The sequence below is a fragment of the Dictyobacter sp. Z7_2 genome, from assembly GCF_057551105.1.
In genome coordinates, this window is sequence record NZ_BAAJPE010000001.1 from 1,771,726 (window position 1) to 1,789,819 (window position 18,094).

Here is an 18,094-nt window from a genome sequence, read left to right on the forward strand (position 1 = left end):
ATAACAAGTTTCCTCTTTGATAAAAGTCAGAAATCTTATCAGCCGTACTTTAGGTCTAATACAAAAAAAAGCGGGCTGACCAAACGTAGTAAAGAATACACGATACATTATGAAAGGAGAAACGTTATTTTGACAGACAGCTCAACGCCGAGGCCATCAGATAAGCCAGCCAAACCATCCGTTTCACAGCAGCACATGAATGATATAGTCGGAAGAACGCAACTCCCACTGCCATCATGGACTGGTCTAGAACAACCATCGCAAGCATCAGAACACCCACCCCAGGCGAAGGAAAACATCTCGGTAGCAAAGCTTCCTATATATTTGCGTCTGGAAGTCAGGCCACAGATAACATCCCAAGCATCTCCAGCCGCAAAACCTCAACTTATTTTACCTACCTATCCTGAAGAGAGAAGAGCAGCCCCCGTCACTGCAACAAAAGCGCCATGGAGCTTCTTTTTAGCCATCCTGATAGGATGTCTGGTGATAGGTACCATAATTGTAGGTGTCTTTAACTATTTTATGCGACTATCCAACGCTCAGGCTACCGCGATGCCATCCAGCACGGCCGCAGCGACATCATTTACCACAGCAACATCGATCAGCATCCACACCGCGCCGCAGAACAATGGCACGTATGACTCCGCACCTGGCATTACCAGTATCCTGGTCGGAACCAATCCATCGTTGACAATCAGCGGACAGAGCGGAAACGTAACCATTCATCCAGGAGACAGCAAGACCATAACACTCAACACCTATAATCAAGGCATCAAGATGACTCAGCAGCATGATACTCAGAAACATGATAGCGTCAGTATCGTCCCCGAGACCCCGGATGCACATGTCGATTATGACATCACGGTACCAGCAACGACACAGGTATCGATCAACATCGACTCAGGATCGATCTCTGTCAAGGGAGTCAGCGCCGCCACGATCCATACCGCCAGCGGCAGTATCAACATCGAGGACGTTCATGGACCGGTACAGGCGCTAACGATCAATAGTAATATTACGCTCCAAAACAGTATCGGTATGATGACATTGCGCGCATTAAATGGCACAATTAAAGCGGGTATGGTCCAGGGAAGATTGAATGCATCGACGCAATATGGAGATGTTATAGTACAGCAGGCGACATTAGATGACCAGTCGATGCTGAAGACGACCCATGGATCGGTACGTTTCACAGGTACCCTGAAGCCCACAGGAATCTATTCACTCACAACAGATAGCGGAAATATCATCCTGACACTTCCCCAAAATGCTGCGTTTCAACTGCAAGCGAGTACCCCGGCAGGAGTACTCACTAACGCATTTGGCGCTAACTCTGTAGGCAGTGCACCGCAAGCCCAGATTTCTGCCAGCACCAACAGCGGCTCTGTCATAGTTCAGAAGCAAGCGGGTGGACAATAGAGCTTAGCTCAATTTTTATCGCCGTCGGAGAGGATCACGACCTTGAGGGCATTGCCTGGATGAGAGACGATGGCGAAAGCCCAGGCAACATCCTTTAAAGGAAAGCGATGGGTGATCAATTGCTCAGCGCGAATCCGTCCCGAGCGGAGCAGATCCAGCGCCTGACGCGTATCATAGGGACCAGCCGAATAACTTGTGCGCACAGAGATCTCACGGAAAAAGAGTTGATTGGGTTCAAGCGGCAGAGTCTCCCCAGGCGCAGATGGTGCGAACAACAGGACCGTTCCTCCCGCGCCAACCAGATTCATACCCTCCTGCATCACGGGAATCTTTGAGGGAGTCACAATAACAACATCTGGCTTGCGGCCATCGTTCACGGCCTCAATCTGCTCCAGGAGCGGCGCAGCGGTCGGGTCAAAGGCGTAATCGACTCCAGCCTTGAGCGCCAGATCACGGCGATACGCAATCGGATCAACGATGATTACACGTCCCGCACCACGTAAGCGTGCAAGTTGAGCCAGCATAAAGCCATTGCTGCCAGCGCCCAGCACGCAGACGCAATCGCCAGCTCGCACGCCTGCGCGATCGATGCCACGAATACAGCAGCCCAGCGGCTCAATCAGAGTCCCAGCCTCAAAGGATAGATCGTCGGGCAGCGGTAGAACATCAAGCTGAACGTTGGGGGCGGGCACACGAATATATTCTGACAGGCCGCCTGGATAAAGCCTGGTGGCTCTGAACGTTGCACAGTTGGAGAATGCTCCTCGCTGACAGAAATGACAGACCATACACGGCACATGATGATGAAAAAAGACGCGCTGTCCCACCGTGAAGTTTTCTACTCCCTCCCCAACTTCCGTCACAATCCCCACCGGCTCATGTCCCGGATAGAGTGGTGCACGCGGTTTCATATACCATTCCATCACATCTGAGGCACAGATACCGCATGCCTGCAATTTCACCAACAACTCGCCCCGACCAATTTCAGGCACCGCTTGCTCGACCAGACGCACATCATCGTTCGCATAGTATTCAACAACACGCATATATTCTTCTCATCTCTTTGCAGGCACAACACAGAGAAAGCCAAATGGCTCCTCACCCAACGTCGAAAATTGATGCACCTCATTGCCCGGAATATAGACAATATCCCCCGGATTCAACACGTGCATCTCTTGATCCAGCAGCAGATTGGCGTGCCCGTGGACGACATAGACTCCATGATCGTGCAGGTGCAGGTCAAGAGAGGTGTGTCCACCCGGCTGCACCGCGAAATAACGCAAATGAAAGTTAGGAGACTTCTCATCGTTGCCAATCAAGATCTGCCGCGTCGCACGCTCAGCATCACTATTATCCGGACCATAGGCGCGAACCAGCACATCCTGCCAGCGCAACTCACCATCCACAGGCTCAGCCGCCCGATGGATAATACCCATGCATCCCTCCTTCTTCTCTAGCCAACTTTTTCTTGTTCGTATAATAACATAATACGGCAGCTTAAGCCCTCCGCTGACGTCTATGTCGAGCAATAATCATCAGCAGTCCTCGCGGAACACTTGATGAGGCGTAATCTCCTGATGGAGAGCGGCAATACTATCGTGCAGGAATACGTCATAGTCGTATTGATGTTCGATATGCCAGAGCACGTTAGCAAATGATGCTCGTGCAGACCACCAATAGACTCTGTTGAGAAGAGGCTGATCGAGAGGCAGAGCATATTCTTTAAAGAAAAGAGGCCAGCGAGCTTTGGAAACATACCAGCCCAGCCATTGACTGATATCACGCATCGGATCAGCAAGCAGCATGTTATCCCAATCGACGAGCATCAGCTTCTCATCGATCAGAAACATATTAGCCCCATTGGGATCGCTGTGCACCGGGGCAAGCGAGACTGGATATAGTTGACCAGCTTGCTGCTTGAGGTCTGCAAATACACTCCTCAAGGTCATCATACACGTCGGATCTCCTCGCAGAGAGACCAGCTGAGCTTCGAGCAACGTTAGCTCGCTAGCCATCTGCTCGTGATATTCGCTTGAGGTTGAAGCTGCTAAGAGCTGTTTCAATGGGAGATCTGTCTGATAGCGGCGCGTGACCTGAGCCAGAAGTGGGAGATGATCTGCAAACCATCTCCAGCCCGGATGCTTCCCAACCAGATACTCTTGAATGATATAGGATCTCCCCTCAAGACTCCCTGCACCTAACACACGTGGAGCAATCCTAAGTTCTCCCAGGCGTTGTAGCACCTCTGGCGGCGTACTGCCCTCAAATTTGAGGAAGACGGTGAAGGTCGCTGCTGTAGCAATGTAACATTCTTTTTGCTGCCCCTCAGCAGGATGAGAAATACTCCAATCTGAAAGATGAAAGGTCTCTTCAAGCATCTTCTCAATAGCAGACACAAGATCAAATGATAGTGGCATAAACAAAGCCTCCCTTTTTATTAGTGGATTTCTCTCCTCTGCAAATTATAGCCGAGATGCTCCAGTTGAAGTTTAGATGAATATAAGCAGATATGCCAGGCCTTCTGATTACTCCAAAAACTATATTTTCATGTATGAAGACATAGTTTTGGCATGCTTACTACCTTATATTCTTTGCTCCATTGATGTAATTCATAAACGTGTATATTATTTTGTGCTCAGTAAAAAAAGAAGATATTGTAGACTTTGCATAGACTCATAAAAGATTCATTTTTGTTGAATAATGGAAATTAAAAAAAGGTCAGGTATTGTTTGCATGAAAAAATATCATAATAATCATTATCTTAGCTATAAGACAATCAAGGTGCTAGCAATATCTTTCACAGTAGCAGTCCTGAGCGTAATGATGAGTCTGGCGCCCCTTTCAGTTGCAGCACACCCGCAGCGAGGGCTTCAATCTAATCAGGAGTACCAGAGAATTCCAGGTCATGTCGTACCATTACTCGATGATGCCAAACCCATTGGCCCCACTTCAAAAATCATCCCTTTACATCTCGCCGTTGCATTGAAATTGCGGAATGAGATCGATTTAGATGAGTTGCTTGCAGCACAGGAGGACCCCACATCGCCCCTGTATCGCCACTATCTGACATCGCAAGAATTTAATGATCAATTTAGTCCCACGCAAGCTACAATTGATACAGTCACTACCTACTTGCGTCAACAAGGATTGCAGGTTACATCAGTTGCGTCGAACCATACGCTCATTGATGTGGCAACAACTGTCGCCACCGCCGAAAAAGCCTTTGCGATCACACTCAACAACTATCAACTCAAAGCGCGGGTCGTCTATGCTCCCAACACAAACCCACTCCTCCCAAACGACATTCTCAATAAAATAGAGACGATCAGCGGGTTAAATAATGTTACGCTTTACCATCCCATCAACGTACAGAGTCGGCGCGCACAGACCCATCAGCGTGGCAGCCCGGATGACGGCCTCACACCAGACAAGCTGCGTACTCAATACGATATACATCCGCTACTGAAAGCGGGGAATGATGGGACAGGGCAGACGGTCGGGCTTTTTGAGTTAAGTGGATATAATCTATCTGACATTGACGCCTATCGTCATCACAACCATCTGGCTGACTCCCCCATCACAAACATCTTGATTGATGGAGCAAGCGCTATTCCCACATCTGATATTGACGCCCTTGAGGTAACATTGGATATAGAAACACTTTCTGCCATCGCTCCAGGTGCCGCACAAAAGGTCTATATTGGCTCGAACACAGCCGCTGGCGTTGCAGACATCTATAATCGCATCGTGACGGATAATGTGGCAAAGGTAATTAGTATTAGCTGGGGTGAATGCGAATTCGCGAGCACACCGGCGCGATTAGATCTCCTGGATACGATCTTTAAACAAGGAGCAGCCCAGGGGCAGGCTTTTTTTGCGGCTAGCGGAGATTCAGGAGCGTATGATTGTTCTGATGCTCCTCAAAAATTAGCGGTTGATTCACCAGCCAGTGATCCCTATGTGGTCGGAGTCGGAGGAACAACCTTACAGACCAAGCCGACAAGCACTTATGTCAGTGAAAGCGCCTGGGGAAATCCACTATCGAGTAATAATAACGTAGGGGGAGGAGGAGGCAAAAGCGGCCATTTCTTACGCCCTACCTATCAGAGCGGCTCGAACCTGACCGATCTTTCGCGTTTAGTCCCCGATGTCTCTGCCAATGCTGACCCTCTCACTGGATATTCCATCTACTTTACCAGTCAGAGATCGAACGACTCCCCTTGGAACGTCATCGGAGGCACCAGCGCTGCGGCACCATTGTGGGCAGGCATCGCCACTGATATCAATCAAATGCTCATGGCTTCACAGGTCCCTACCCTTGGGAATGCCATAGCGGCACTCTATCAGCTTTATAACACGCCACAAATCTATCCGGCCTATCATGATGTCACGACCGGCTCGAATCTGTACTATCAAGCAAGCCTCAACTATGATATGGCTACTGGTATGGGAACGCCCGACGCCTGGAATATCGCACGTGATTTACAGAGCGCTCCAGGCGTGGCAACACAGTTATTACAAAATGGAGGATTTGAGGATGGACTAACCAATTGGCAAGAGACCTCAAGTGGTCACTATGAACTCATTAATACCACCAACGCACATACAGGCAAACATAGCGCGTATTTATGTGGCTATAGCAATTGTCATGACACTATCTGGCAAACCACATCCATACCAATGTTTACACGAAAAGTTACCTTGAATTACTGGATCTATATTGGTCGCGGTGATACATCGACTACCTGCCAGGATTATACGCAGACTACCTTACGTACAGAGAAGGGCGCTACCATTCAGGTAGTCCAGAAATTGTGCAATACAGACGCCAATGGCTGGGTATTTTATAGTTTTGATGTCACTGACGCGCTGACAAAATATGGAGGACAAAAGGTTCAGGTTTTTATCGAAGCGAACGGTATCAGTGGTCCACGATCAAATTTTTTTGGCGATATTGATGAGATTAGCTTGCTGTGCCTGACAGTTGTACCAGGCATCACAACGCAGGTCATTAAAAATCCTAGCTTTGAGAATGGCAGCGAGTCGTGGCGGGAATCCTCAAGCGGTCACTTTGAGCTCATCAATACCGCCATTCCTCATACCGGCGAAGCCAGTGCGTATTTGTGCGGCTATTCACACTGCAATGATTCCATCTCTCAGGTGATAACGCTACCGGCTTCAACGCATAGAGCCACGCTTAGTTACTGGATCTATATCGGGCGTGCTGATACAACTGGTAATTGTCTGGATACATTTCATTCCTACCTGCGACTCCGTACAACGCAAGGTGCCTTGATTGGAACCGTACAGAAACTCTGTAATACGGAGGCTAATGGCTGGACGCAGTATAGTTTTGATATCACCCAGGATCTATTACAATATCTGGGGAAGCCAATTCAAATCGATTTTGAAGCCATCGGATTAAGCAATGAGCGTGCAAACTTTGTCGTGGATGTCGATGATGTCACTTTATATGTAACCCACGACTGACCAGTTGAAGACGCGATCAGCTCGCTGCTTGTAAGAAACAGGCGTCGGAGGGGTGCGCTTCATTTTTTGCAGCAAGACAATCCTACTCCGTTTTCCCCTGGGAGTCCGGCAGAAAGCTGTCAAGCGAAGCGCAGACAGTGTAATGCTCAGTCAAAGGTCCATAGCAACGTCGTCGAAGCGACTGGGATAACCCCTTGCACGAGGCGTCAACGCTCACCGACGTAGCGGCGCGGCTCCGCCGTGCTGTCTGTGACTCGTCCGACCACGCTCCCCATGGGGTTCCATTGCGAGATCTTCCCGCCGTGGATCGTCTCGTCGGCGTTGCTCTCAGATGCAGGTGGGACGTGTTCGTGCGTCCAGTGACAGCACGGCGGAGCCGCGCCGCTACGTGGGCTGGCCTGAACGCCTGGGGCAAGGAAATTCTCTTTCTTGCCCAAGAGACGTTGCTATGACCTTTGACAGAGTAGTAGCGTCGGAGTACCCGAGCGATTTGAGCACAACGGTGTGCTACAATGGGGATAAAAAAGCGCTTGATGGAGATCGAACTATGCTAGCAGCACTCTTTTATGCCCCGATGGATGTACGTATGGAGCAGATCCCTATTCCAGAGGTAGGTCCGGGAGAGGTGCTGCTCCAGGTCGCGGCGGCTACGACGTGTGGAACAGATGTAAAAACCTATCGCCGAGGCCATCCCCTGCTCTTCCGCCATCCTCCCGGTCGCTTTGGACACGAGATGGCCGGGATCGTCTCAGCGATAGGAAAAGGGGTCACGCAATGTCACGAAGGAGATGCGATCGTTGTCGCCAACTCGGCTCCCTGTCTGCGCTGCTTCTACTGCCGTCGCCAGCGCTACAGTCTGTGCGAGGACCTGCTCTTTCTCAATGGAGCCTATGCGGAATATATCCTGGTACCTGAGCGGATTGTGCGTCAGAATATCTATCGCATACCGACAGGTATCTCGTTCACAGCCGCAGCGCTCAGCGAGCCGTTAGCATGTGCCATCCACGGCGTTGCCGCCTGCGATATCCAGCCGGGAGACACGGTTGTGATTCTGGGGACTGGTCCGCTTGGCCTGTTGCTGGCGGCGGCCGCCAAACTCCAGGGAGCACGTGTGATCCTGACCGGGCGCGGAGCTTCACGCCTGGCATTGGGGACGCACTTCGGCGCGGATATCGTCATCGATGTCAGTGGGCTCACTCCTGAGGAGCAGACGGAAGCAGTTCGGGCACAGACAGAGGAGAAGCGCGGAGCCGATATCGTCATTGAAGCCGTTGGCACCGTCGAGACCTGGGGACTGGCCGCCACGATGGTTCGTCCCGCCGGGCTGATCAACTTCTTTGGAGGCTGTCCCGCCGGCACAAAGATAGCTCTTGAGACGCAACCACTCCACTATGGCGAACTTACTATCAAAGGAGTCTTTCATCACACTCCCGCTTACTTCAAGCAAGCCTTCGAGCTCATCACGCAACGACAGATCGACGTCGAAGCATTAATCACCGCACGTGCCCCCCTGGCATCGCTCCTCACCATCCTGGATCAACTGTGCAACAAGCAAGGAGTCAAATATGCCCTGATCCCGCCAGCGTTTGAGCACCAAAATTAGCATCAGCTCTTGCATCCAATACTTCTCAGAGAGGTATATCCTTTCGCTCCAAGCACACAACCTCGCCAACGTAGCACTGTGATATTGCACCATCAAATCCAACTTATGCGGGAACCGAATCTTCATAAGCTCTGCCGTTAAAGTAGCTCATATGGGAGAAACTCATCCATTCCCGAGTCTTCCGCGATACAGCTACTTTCCAATATCTTTTCTATAATGTATCAAATGTATTCTTCATATTTCTTTTGGCATAACAACATTAGAATTTATAAAATTCTGTTTCATACATTGACATTCTTGATTTCTCTTATGTATACTTTCTAAACTAGAGTAGAAAATGCCTCTCGGTCAACAATTCTATACTTTATCTCGACCGGTGTTCATGATGAACACTATCAATCCATTTTCACCTCTTTTCTACTGTTTTCACTATGATCCCACGGGATGCGCAACGAGCTGACCCACTTCTCCCTCGACCGTCCCGACCGGCCAACGTAGTGCTCTGCCAAAGGTCATAGCAACGTCGTCGAAGCGACTGGGATGACCCCTTGCACGAGGCATCAACGCTCACCGACGTAGCGGCTGGCCTGTCACTACACGGCTTCGCGGATCTGTTTTGGAGACACATCTCCCATATGAAAGAGGAGCGATGGCCTTTGACCGTGTCGGAGCGTCAGGTGCGCAACGAGATGGCCTCTTCTCGTTGCGCGTCCCGTAGGAGTGGTACAAATTTTGATCATTTGGTTAAAGGTGATATAGAAGCATCTTTATTATCCCATATTAGATATTTTACTCCAAATCATTAAAAAATACACATGTTAAAATCGTCGTTCTTAAAATCTTAAAGTAAATAAAGGTGTTTTGTACAAAACACCTTTGAATTCAGTCAACGATATTAATATCTTTACTTTAAGATTTCTGTTTTTGAGGAGAAAATATATATGGTAAATATATCCACAAGCATTATAGAAATATATTTTGCATTTTTTGCTACTATTATGGCAGTATTTCTACCTGGATACTTATTGGGCATTTGATAAGTAGTATCCAAATAGGGTTACACGATGTGTTTAGGCTCTTTTATACTTCATATTAAAGAGAGTACATCACTTTAGTAAAAAGAGTAGGTATTAATAATATTTTTATTATCTACTCTATTTATCTATATAATAAGGGGAAATCGTTATGGATCATTGGCTTCCATTAGTAATAATAGATAATGTTGTTGTGCTCATTATTGTAATCTTCTATCTTTCAACAAAGCAAAGGCTTTTTACACTTTTAGCAATTGGGCTGGTTTTATTTACTATTGCCATAAATATTTTAGCGAACCGAGGTTATAATAATTTCTTCTTCCTTTTCTCTCCCTTTGTATTCACATTTATCGTATCTTTAATTGCTCGCCCTTTCTTAAGAAAGCAGCTAAACACAAAAAATATTCCATTTTTCCTCATCATTGTGATCACTGTTTTGCTGATTTTATCAGCCATTCTTCTTTTTCTTTATCTCTTTATTCTTAAGGCGTAGGTAATTGATAGGTACTTTTGTATTTGCAACGTACTTAACTGTTAGTGCTCCTCAATCGAGAACATCTACGGTTTGGGCTCCATTGTGGGCATAACTGATAGCAGCGATGTGTTAGTCGCGAGCTATGGGTATAATCCCTTTGGCGGTCTGGGAGGAGGAACAGTACAGAGTGGATTGGTCAATCCCTGGGGCTACGCCGGTGGCTACACCGACAAAACCACGGGACTCATCAAGTTCGGCATCCGCTTCTATGACGCACGCATCGGACGCTGGACGCAGGCGACACCGATTGGTGGCAGTTTGCAGGAAGCCACCAAGGCCAATCCCTATGTCTATGCAGATGATGACCCAATTAACAATGATGAACCCAGTAGGGCATCTTGTTTAGGGGTTACTAAAGCTGTTCAATCGCCCTCTGGTGGTACTAACTACTACTACAATTCCTGTGATACTGAGGCGATCCAGAATAATTTGAATGCTCTCGGGTGGGTATTAGGGCTGGCGGGAGGCGCTACTGCTCTTTTTACCCCTCCACCACTGAATATCATAGGAGGGATTGTCTTTATTATAGCTATTGTTACAGAGTTCTGGAACTGGAAAATTGGACAGGTAGAAACAAGTGGTGGTGATAATGGCGTTATCTTTTATACAGCGGGTACTGGCGTTGGCACGACAATTTATAATCTGACTTCGCAATAATAGATTTGGGATGAGGTGTGTAATAGACTACAGTATCAAAGATGATTTTTAATTTGTACATACCTCTCCTAAGATATAATTACTGCTCGGATGTTGTGAATTATCGGGTAAATTAGCTTAATGATTCGAAGAAAAGTAATTCGTCGGAGCAACGAACCATAATTAACGCAAACGACGTGTATTATCGATGTTTGTGAGTGAAAGGTTTTCAATATATGGGCGCTATACTTTGGGAAATCGGCACTATCTTTATTCTTATCATTCTATTTCCAATAGGGGTGTTTTTTTTGGGAAAGTGGTTACAATTATCAGATCGTGTAATCCAAGAGCTTATCCTGATTATCGGCATTGTATTTTTGGGAGCTTTATTTAATATCCTTTACTCTCCTGCAATGCTCATTATCTTTATCGGTATAGCCATCGCCATTGTCTCAGTAATTATTTGTTTCACTCTATTAGAAAGGCGCGGATAGAAAAAATAGATATTACTTTTGTAACTCTTCTGAAAAAGTCTCTTGAGCGAGCACCAGCCTGGGTTTGAGCACCGAGAAGACATCGGCGACTAACACCAACGAGTATGTGCGCTGTAGCTGTGGCATGCTCAATAGTGAACGAACCTCGGCTGGTAACTCTTACTATTATCTCTTCGATGGGCTCGGTTCCATTGTCGGGATGACCGATAGCAGCGGAGCGTTGGTGGCAACCTATGGATATGATCCTTTCGGCAATGTCGGAGGTAGCACGGTACAGAGTGGGCTGGTCAATCCCTGGGGCTATGCTGGTGGCTATACCGACAAGACCACGGGGCTTATCAAGTTCGGAATCAGGTACTATGACGCCACCATTAGACGCTGGACGCTGGCAACGCCTGTTGGGGGTAGCCTACAGGAAGCAACGAAGGCGAATCCTTACGTCTATGCTAATAATAATCCCATCAATAGAACTGATCCTAGTGGCAAAGATTCTATCTCTTCGTGGTGGAATAGTTTTAATTCTGGCTTTAGTAATTGGTGGGGAGATGTCACTGGCTGCTTAAGCTCAACATGGGGATCATTCGTTGGTACAGTCTCAGGTGTAGCTGCAGCAACTGGAGGTATAGCGATAACAATAGCCGAAGATACAGCTCCTATATGGTTAGTACCAGCAACAACCATTGCTGGTTTGATTACTATAGCAGTATTTGAACAATGTACTGGTTGGGGAACCGCTCAATTCTTAGGTTTGCATCATTAGATTTATTGAATTTATGATGTAAACTTCATTACTTGACAAGTTACTTGGTGATCTTTTATATATTGAGAAAGGGACATTTGCCAGGAGATAGGAGAAAAAAATGTCCTTTCCTCATACTCTGTATCGGGTAACATCTCTACAAAATTGAATTATAAGTTATGATGCAAGCGGTTTTAAAATTATTTTTCGGTTTTAAGAGTATTAACAAAAAACATGAGATTTAGATTATGGCTAACATGTAGCTGAGGAAAATGATGCATCATAACATAACTATCAGAAGAAAGCAAGGGAAAAAATCATGAAAATCATTAAGCATCCACGTATTTACATAACGGTTGTAATTTTATTCGCTTTATTTTTATTTACAGGTATTTTTTTAAAGAATGGCATTTTAGAAGTAGTGGGGTTTCTTCTTGCTATACCAATGTCGATAATGAACTTTAATATTATCGAAGCCAGACGTCGGAAAAAGTAACATTATATTTTGATATATTATCTACTTCTTTGCAATAGAGAGCTGACCAAGACGCTGCCCTCGACAACAGTGATCACCAATGTCTATGATGGGGTCGGCAATCTGACCAGCCTCAACGACGGCACCGGCACTACGGCCTATACCTACAATGTCGCCAAGCTGATGGATACCTTAACGGCTACCGGCGGTGGTGTCTCGCATTATGGGTACACCAGTACCAATAAGCGCAACTGTATCATCTATCCCAACGGCACCGGCATGCTCTTGACCTTTGATGCTGCTGGTCGAGAAGTTGGAACACCGGTGGAACCATGACGTACACCAGCACTTTCTGTAGCGGTTCCCCCAGCATCACCGGCGCGATGACCGGCAACAGTTATACCTATGGGACATCGACTATTCACAGAGCTGTGGTGCAGACGGCTCTCATCCATGTGGCAGGCAACTATGGAGTCGCAGGCAATCAGACCTATAGTTATGATAGTCAGAATCGTCTCACCAAGGTGGTCAATTCCACGCAGACATGGACGGTGGGCTACGATGCCAATGGCAATATCACCTCCAAGACGTATGCTGGAGCCTCAACCTTTCATGCATCGTATACCTATAACAACGCCAACGAACTGACGTCGGCGAGCGCCACCGGGACCAATGCAGGCAGTGCAACCTATGTCTATGACAGCAATGGCAACTTGACCAGTGTCACCAACGGCGCCTCGGGTCCAAGACCATTGAGTCTGGCACAGACACACACCTACAACACAACCAATCAGGATACCAGTGGCACTGGCACTGGCACGGCCACCGGCGCATCGAGCAGCTTCGCCTATGGCTATAGTGAGATTAATTTTGCAAGTGCCGTAGGCCAGCGTCCCTAATAAATCCTTTACTTGACAAGATCTACAGGTAGTATAATCTTGTCAAGATGTTCTCTGTCTGTTTTATCTAATCAAATTTATGCATTCAAGCATACCATTTGAAATGGTATTACAAAAAATTATTGAACAACATAGATGAGGCTGATATCATCGTAACTATTCAGGTACCCATCAAGCTCAAAAGGCCAAAAAATCAGATAGTTGTCAAGATTTTCTTACAATCTACTGACAAATATTACTTTTAAAAGAAGAGATTTCACCAATTAAGATGAAAAGTACCTTCCCCGAATCATGCGTTGAGTAGACCTGAATAGTTACATATTATCTCTTCAAAAGAGATTTTGTTATAATGCTCCTATGAAAGAAGAAGGTTTCCCATTATGCTTATTATTATTTACCAAATAATTGCCATTATTTTGGCGATTATGGTCATTATTCAACTTATTTTTCTCCCAAAACTTCTAAAAAACGCCATTCGGAATTCCGAGGATTTTGGAGTACCTTGGTATAAAAAGAAGCGAGTACTCCTATTAGTTTCGAATGTGCTAGGGAGTATAGGTTTCTTGTTTATTTGTATATCAGCAGGAAAATTGTTTCCTCAGGGTCCAATTTTTTATTTTTTGGGAATTATTTTTATACTTGTCTTTTTGTTTTATCAATTGAAGTATCCATTGAGACGAAAATAAAATAATTACTCACACACTCTATTATGATACCTGTGAAACCTCTCACCAACGCGTATATGCACTGCAGATGCGACAGCGAACGAACTTCTGCTGGTAACTCTTACTATTATCTCTTCGATGGGCTCGGTTCCATTGTCGGGATGACTGATAGCAGCGGAGCATTAGTAGCAAGCTATTGGTATAACCCCTTTGGCGGTCTAGGAGGAGGAACGGTACAGAATGGATTGGTCAATCCTTGGGGCTACGCTGGTGGCTATACCGACAAGACCACGGGGCTTATCAAGTTCGGAATCAGGTACTATGACGCCACCATTGGACGCTGGACGCAGGCGACACCAATCGGCGGCAGTTTGCAGGAGGCTATCAAGGCCAATCCATATGTCTACGCTGATAATGATCCTATCAACGAAATTGATCCTAACGGAAAAGATGCAATTTCCGATTTTCAGGGTTGTATAGGATCGGGATTTTCTGCTGTCTTAGGTGTAGGTGTTACTATTGCTACTGCGATTGGAGCATATAGAAATTGGTTAGGCTCACAGCAAGCTGCTGCGGCTGCCAGTCAAAGTTTAGAAACTATAATTGCAGGAGATATTGCAGCTGGTGTAGTTGCAGCCTTCGCAGCAGAATCTGCTGCTGCTCTCACAGCCAATGGAGCAGCTATACTAGCAGGGGCAGCTGCATTTTCTGCTGGCTTTGCTGTAGGATGTGGATTAGCAGCTATAGTATTTAATATATAATAATTACACTTGTATCCTAAATAGCAAAATTTACTCAATTGGCTCTGCGTGTTTATGTGATGAACCAATTGAGTAGATTCATAATGTTAACTTTTGTGTATCTCTATTGTGAGACTCTTGAACATTTTTTGTATTTTTTGACAAAAAGGAAAATCAGTATGAATAAACGACTTTGGATATGCATATCTACTCTTGCTGGAAGTATTTTCTTACTAGCGTTAATAATCGTGACCTTTTCATCAACCTATAGACGCTTAGCTTTTGGAGTTATTTTGTTTGATATAAGTAGCATACTCCTTTTGGCAGGGATCATCACATTTCGTACCGCTCAAGTACAGGAAAAAGTGATAAAATTGAGTGGACAGGTTCTACTCCCGTGGTGGAAAAATCATTCTATTATTTCCGCTTTATATCAAGAATGCATTGGAATCTTTCTTTGTCTTATCGGATTGCCACTCGTTAGTAGACATGTTTCTCAATTCTATGAAGAGTATTTATTTGAAGCTTTGGGCTTCTTCTTCCTTTTTTGCTTATTGGTCATAGGACTTACTCTTTACGGATATATTTTGACAAAACAATATGCTCAAAAGCAGAAAATCATAGCGCAAAAACATGTAGAGTCTCTTGAAAATCCTGGGCCATAAGATTATATGTTGTTAGAAATAGATATTCAGTTTGCATCTTCTACGTGAGCCTACTAAATAATTACCAAAATCGCCAGAATCTTAGCCCACCCTCAGGCAAGGTAACATGACTACTGGTATAGACATCTTGACGTATGCACCAGGATCAGGTACACTTGAATAGACAAGTACGCTTGAACTCGGTAATTCCCTTATTTTATGACTTATGATTGTCCAACAAAAGCTAATGTATCATTCGTATTCGAGATCGGCTGGCGGAAGGATCACTGCTAGCAAGGAGTAACGCATGTCGAAAACGAAGCTGCTGAAGTTCTTACAGCATCCCCTACGGAGTGGATCAAGCACAAGGCTTCAGTCGCAGCAGACCGTCCCTCTTTCCATTCTACCCACGCAATCCAGACAGAAGACCGCGAAAACGGTGGCTGGCGTCATTTGCCTGCTCATCCTGATCATCGGAGGAGTGATCGAGGTGCCAGCGATCGCGCATGGAGCAGCCAACGCGACGAATATCTCCACGCCGACCAACATCCAGGCGACTGCTACGGGACCGCAGACCATCACCCTCTCGTGGTCAGCATCCACCGATAGCTCGGGAACGGGAGATGTCCCGGCCTACTACGTTTACAATGGGACAAACATCGTTGCGACCTCAATGGGTACCAATGTAACGGTGAGCTCACTCCTCTCATCCAAAAGTTACACATTTACCGTCCAGGCCTACGACAAAGATGGCAATACTTCAGCCCAAAGTTCATCAGTGACCGCCTCCACGCAGGCCGCAGGAGCCACTCCCTATCAGAAACTGGCCTATTTTGACCAGTGGGGCATCTACGGCAACGCCTACTACCCATCGAGCATCGTCTCCTCGGGAGCGGCCTCAAAGTTAACCACCATCATCTACGACTTTGAGAACATTGATCCCACCAACCTCACCTGCTTTGAGACGATCAAAGCCTCCGACTCCACCAATGAGAGCGATGCCAACGCCGGCGATGGCGCGGGCGATGCTTTCGCTGATTATCAGAAGAGCTATACCTCCAGCACGGTCGACGGCTCAACGGACTCCTGGAGCCAGCCGATCAAGGGAAATTTCAATCAGTTGCGCGAGTTGAAGGCCAAATATCCCAATCTCAGAATTCAGCTCTCCCTCGGTGGCTGGACCTACTCGAAATACTTCTCCGATGTCGCTGCAACGGCCGCCTCACGCCAGAAGTTTGTCAGTTCCTGTATCAACATGTTCATCAAGGGCAACCTCCCAACGGGCATCAGTGGCGACGCGTCAGGCGGTACAGCGGCGGCGGCTGGCATCTTTGATGGCTTCGATATCGACTGGGAATATCCAGGCGTGCTTGGCCACACAGGCAACCACTACAGTACAGCCGACAAGGCCAACTACACGCTCTTACTGCAAGAGTTCCGCAGCGAGTTGGACAGCTATGGTGCCAGCATCGGCAAGCATTACCTCCTCACAGCGGCAGTGCCTTCCGGTCAGGACAAAATCGCGCAGATCCAGACCAATCAGGTAGGAAACTATCTGGATTACGCCAATGTAATGACCTATGATATGCACGGCGGCTTTGAAGCCACTGGACCAACAAACTTACAAGATCCATTACATGCATCGGCGAACGATCCCTCGGCAGTGGTTGCCCCAGGCAACGAGAAATACAACATCGAGACCAGCATCAAAGCCTGGACCACCGGCCTGACCGATTACAGCATCCCTGGAGGCTTCCCGGCCAGTAAGCTTGTGATGGGCATCCCCTTCTACTATCGTGGATGGACCGGTGTCCCGGCGGGAAGCAATCATGGGCTCTATCAGAAAGCCAGCGGACCGTCAGGCAGCTTTACGTACAGCCAGACGCCTGGCGTCGCGGACTATAAAGAGCTTGTAGCGGCTGGACTGACCACGAATGCCAGCGATAACTTCTTCGACTCAACCACACAAGCTTCGTGGATCTACGATGGCTCAAATTTCTATACCGGAGATAATCCACAATCCATTGCGGCCAAAGATACCTACATCAAGAGCAACGGTATGGCTGGAGCGATGGTCTTCTCCCTCGACCAGGATGATAGCACTGGGACTTTACTTAATGCTGTTTCGAGCGGCCTGACTGGTAGTACGGGCGGGACACCAACACCCACTCCGACTCCTACTGGCACACCTACACCCACGCCCACACCAGGCAGTACACCGACTCCTACGCCCACAACAACCAATACGCCGACGCCCACACCAACTCCTGTCAGTACGCCAACAGCGACGCCCACGCCTGTCGCCGGGAATCTCGTCGTCAATCCCGGTTTTGAGGCAGGAACCCTGAACGGCTGGACTTGCGATAGCGGAGACGTTGTTGTCAGCAGTCCCGTACACGGCGGAACGCATGCCTTGCAAATGACCCCTTCCAGCTCGACCACGGGTCAATGTACGCAGACTATCACAGTACAGGCCAATCGCTCGTACACGCTGACAGCCTACGTGCAGGGAAGCTACGCGTATATTGGAGTCAATGGCTACAGCAGCACATGGACAAATAGCACTGGCTATACACTCCTGAGCTATACATTTACGCCGACCACCACCAGTATCACCATCTATGTGCATGACTGGTATGGACAGGCCAATGACTACGTAGACGATGTTTCCTTAAGCTAAACTACCCTTCATGACAAAAGCGAGGAGCATAAGCTCCTCGC

The 18,094-nt window shown here is 47.2% G+C and carries 17 protein-coding genes; 12 read left to right on the plus strand and 5 right to left on the minus strand.

Annotated elements, in window-relative coordinates:
* Positions 1 to 129 precede the first annotated feature (129 nt).
* Positions 130 to 1,419 (plus strand): DUF4097 family beta strand repeat-containing protein, encoded by a 1,290-nt coding sequence (locus tag AC27N8_RS06865; protein WP_487065292.1) that lies wholly within the window; start codon positions 130 to 132, stop codon positions 1,417 to 1,419.
* An 8-nt stretch (positions 1,420 to 1,427) separates the two neighbouring features.
* Here the strand turns inward: AC27N8_RS06865 and AC27N8_RS06870 are convergent, their stop codons facing one another.
* From AC27N8_RS06870 to AC27N8_RS06880, 3 genes are all read right to left on the minus strand, one after another.
* Positions 1,428 to 2,465, minus strand: coding sequence for an alcohol dehydrogenase catalytic domain-containing protein (locus AC27N8_RS06870; protein ID WP_487065294.1), 1,038 nt, complete (start codon positions 2,463 to 2,465; stop codon positions 1,428 to 1,430).
* Between the two features lie 9 nt (positions 2,466 to 2,474).
* Complete coding sequence (locus AC27N8_RS06875) at positions 2,475 to 2,855, minus strand: cupin domain-containing protein (RefSeq protein ID WP_487065296.1); 381 nt, start codon at positions 2,853 to 2,855, stop codon at positions 2,475 to 2,477.
* A gap of 99 nt (positions 2,856 to 2,954) precedes the next feature.
* The gene (locus tag AC27N8_RS06880; RefSeq protein ID WP_487065298.1) at positions 2,955 to 3,836 is read right to left on the minus strand and encodes a phosphotransferase; all 882 of its coding nucleotides are present in this window, start codon (positions 3,834 to 3,836) and stop codon (positions 2,955 to 2,957) included.
* Positions 3,837 to 4,152: 316 nt separating this feature from the next.
* Between AC27N8_RS06880 and AC27N8_RS06885 the strand changes: the two genes are divergently transcribed.
* Entirely contained in the window at positions 4,153 to 6,909 is a 2,757-nt protein-coding gene (locus tag AC27N8_RS06885) for a S53 family peptidase (RefSeq protein ID WP_487065300.1), read from the plus strand.
* A 206-nt stretch (positions 6,910 to 7,115) separates the two neighbouring features.
* Here AC27N8_RS06885 and AC27N8_RS06890 read toward each other — a convergent pair whose 3' ends face one another.
* On the minus strand, positions 7,116 to 7,346 hold the full coding sequence (locus AC27N8_RS06890; protein WP_487065302.1) for a hypothetical protein: 231 nt from the start codon (positions 7,344 to 7,346) through the stop codon (positions 7,116 to 7,118).
* A gap of 110 nt (positions 7,347 to 7,456) precedes the next feature.
* Between AC27N8_RS06890 and AC27N8_RS06895 the strand changes: the two genes are divergently transcribed.
* The gene (locus tag AC27N8_RS06895) at positions 7,457 to 8,512 is read left to right on the plus strand and encodes an alcohol dehydrogenase catalytic domain-containing protein (RefSeq protein ID WP_487065304.1); all 1,056 of its coding nucleotides are present in this window, start codon (positions 7,457 to 7,459) and stop codon (positions 8,510 to 8,512) included.
* Between the two features lie 429 nt (positions 8,513 to 8,941).
* Here AC27N8_RS06895 and AC27N8_RS06900 read toward each other — a convergent pair whose 3' ends face one another.
* Positions 8,942 to 9,073, minus strand: coding sequence for a hypothetical protein (locus AC27N8_RS06900; protein WP_487065306.1), 132 nt, complete (start codon positions 9,071 to 9,073; stop codon positions 8,942 to 8,944).
* A gap of 624 nt (positions 9,074 to 9,697) precedes the next feature.
* On the opposite strand from AC27N8_RS06900, the gene AC27N8_RS06905 reads away from it, so the two are divergent.
* The 9 genes from AC27N8_RS06905 (at position 9,698) to AC27N8_RS06945 (ending at position 18,053) form a co-directional block, all read left to right on the plus strand.
* Positions 9,698 to 10,039: a hypothetical protein gene (locus AC27N8_RS06905; RefSeq protein ID WP_487065308.1), complete on the plus strand. Its 342-nt coding sequence runs from the start codon at positions 9,698 to 9,700 to the stop codon at positions 10,037 to 10,039.
* 84 nt (positions 10,040 to 10,123) lie between these two features.
* The gene (locus AC27N8_RS06910; protein WP_487065310.1) at positions 10,124 to 10,738 is read left to right on the plus strand and encodes an RHS repeat-associated core domain-containing protein; all 615 of its coding nucleotides are present in this window, start codon (positions 10,124 to 10,126) and stop codon (positions 10,736 to 10,738) included.
* Positions 10,739 to 10,953: 215 nt separating this feature from the next.
* Positions 10,954 to 11,211 carry a hypothetical protein gene (locus AC27N8_RS06915; protein WP_487065312.1) on the plus strand — a complete coding sequence of 86 codons (258 nt, stop codon included), beginning with the start codon at positions 10,954 to 10,956 and terminating at the stop codon, positions 11,209 to 11,211.
* Positions 11,212 to 11,275: 64 nt separating this feature from the next.
* Complete coding sequence (locus AC27N8_RS06920) at positions 11,276 to 11,971, plus strand: RHS repeat-associated core domain-containing protein (protein ID WP_487065314.1); 696 nt, start codon at positions 11,276 to 11,278, stop codon at positions 11,969 to 11,971.
* 484 nt (positions 11,972 to 12,455) lie between these two features.
* Positions 12,456 to 12,761: a hypothetical protein gene (locus tag AC27N8_RS06925; protein WP_487065316.1), complete on the plus strand. Its 306-nt coding sequence runs from the start codon at positions 12,456 to 12,458 to the stop codon at positions 12,759 to 12,761.
* Entirely contained in the window at positions 12,758 to 13,324 is a 567-nt protein-coding gene (locus AC27N8_RS06930) for a hypothetical protein (RefSeq protein ID WP_487065318.1), read from the plus strand. The genes AC27N8_RS06925 and AC27N8_RS06930 overlap by 4 nt, the downstream gene beginning before the upstream one ends.
* Before the next feature lie 742 nt (positions 13,325 to 14,066).
* A complete protein-coding gene (locus tag AC27N8_RS06935; protein WP_487065320.1) occupies positions 14,067 to 14,750 on the plus strand; it encodes an RHS repeat-associated core domain-containing protein in 684 nt (227 codons plus the stop codon).
* Between the two features lie 158 nt (positions 14,751 to 14,908).
* A complete protein-coding gene (locus tag AC27N8_RS06940) occupies positions 14,909 to 15,394 on the plus strand; it encodes a hypothetical protein (protein WP_487065322.1) in 486 nt (161 codons plus the stop codon).
* A gap of 286 nt (positions 15,395 to 15,680) precedes the next feature.
* Complete coding sequence (locus tag AC27N8_RS06945) at positions 15,681 to 18,053, plus strand: glycosyl hydrolase family 18 protein (RefSeq protein ID WP_487065324.1); 2,373 nt, start codon at positions 15,681 to 15,683, stop codon at positions 18,051 to 18,053.
* Positions 18,054 to 18,094: the final 41 nt, after the last annotated feature.

What these genes read in the sequence shown, in the direction of transcription:
- AC27N8_RS06870 (WP_487065294.1), bottom strand. Translation starts at nt 2,465, where the DNA reads ATGCGTGTTGTTGAATACTATGCGAACGATGATGTGCGTCTGGTCGAG.
- AC27N8_RS06875 (WP_487065296.1), bottom strand. Translation starts at nt 2,855, where the DNA reads ATGGGTATTATCCATCGGGCGGCTGAGCCTGTGGATGGTGAGTTGCGC.
- AC27N8_RS06880 (WP_487065298.1), bottom strand. Translation starts at nt 3,836, where the DNA reads ATGCCACTATCATTTGATCTTGTGTCTGCTATTGAGAAGATGCTTGAA.
- AC27N8_RS06885 (WP_487065300.1), top strand. Translation starts at nt 4,153, where the DNA reads ATGAAAAAATATCATAATAATCATTATCTTAGCTATAAGACAATCAAG.
- AC27N8_RS06895 (WP_487065304.1), top strand. Translation starts at nt 7,457, where the DNA reads ATGCTAGCAGCACTCTTTTATGCCCCGATGGATGTACGTATGGAGCAG.
- AC27N8_RS06900 (WP_487065306.1), bottom strand. Translation starts at nt 9,073, where the DNA reads ATGCCTCGTGCAAGGGGTCATCCCAGTCGCTTCGACGACGTTGCTATG.
- AC27N8_RS06905 (WP_487065308.1), top strand. Translation starts at nt 9,698, where the DNA reads ATGGATCATTGGCTTCCATTAGTAATAATAGATAATGTTGTTGTGCTC.
- AC27N8_RS06915 (WP_487065312.1), top strand. Translation starts at nt 10,954, where the DNA reads ATGGGCGCTATACTTTGGGAAATCGGCACTATCTTTATTCTTATCATT.
- AC27N8_RS06930 (WP_487065318.1), top strand. Translation starts at nt 12,758, where the DNA reads ATGACGTACACCAGCACTTTCTGTAGCGGTTCCCCCAGCATCACCGGC.
- AC27N8_RS06935 (WP_487065320.1), top strand. Translation starts at nt 14,067, where the DNA reads ATGCACTGCAGATGCGACAGCGAACGAACTTCTGCTGGTAACTCTTAC.
- AC27N8_RS06940 (WP_487065322.1), top strand. Translation starts at nt 14,909, where the DNA reads ATGAATAAACGACTTTGGATATGCATATCTACTCTTGCTGGAAGTATT.
- AC27N8_RS06945 (WP_487065324.1), top strand. Translation starts at nt 15,681, where the DNA reads ATGTCGAAAACGAAGCTGCTGAAGTTCTTACAGCATCCCCTACGGAGT.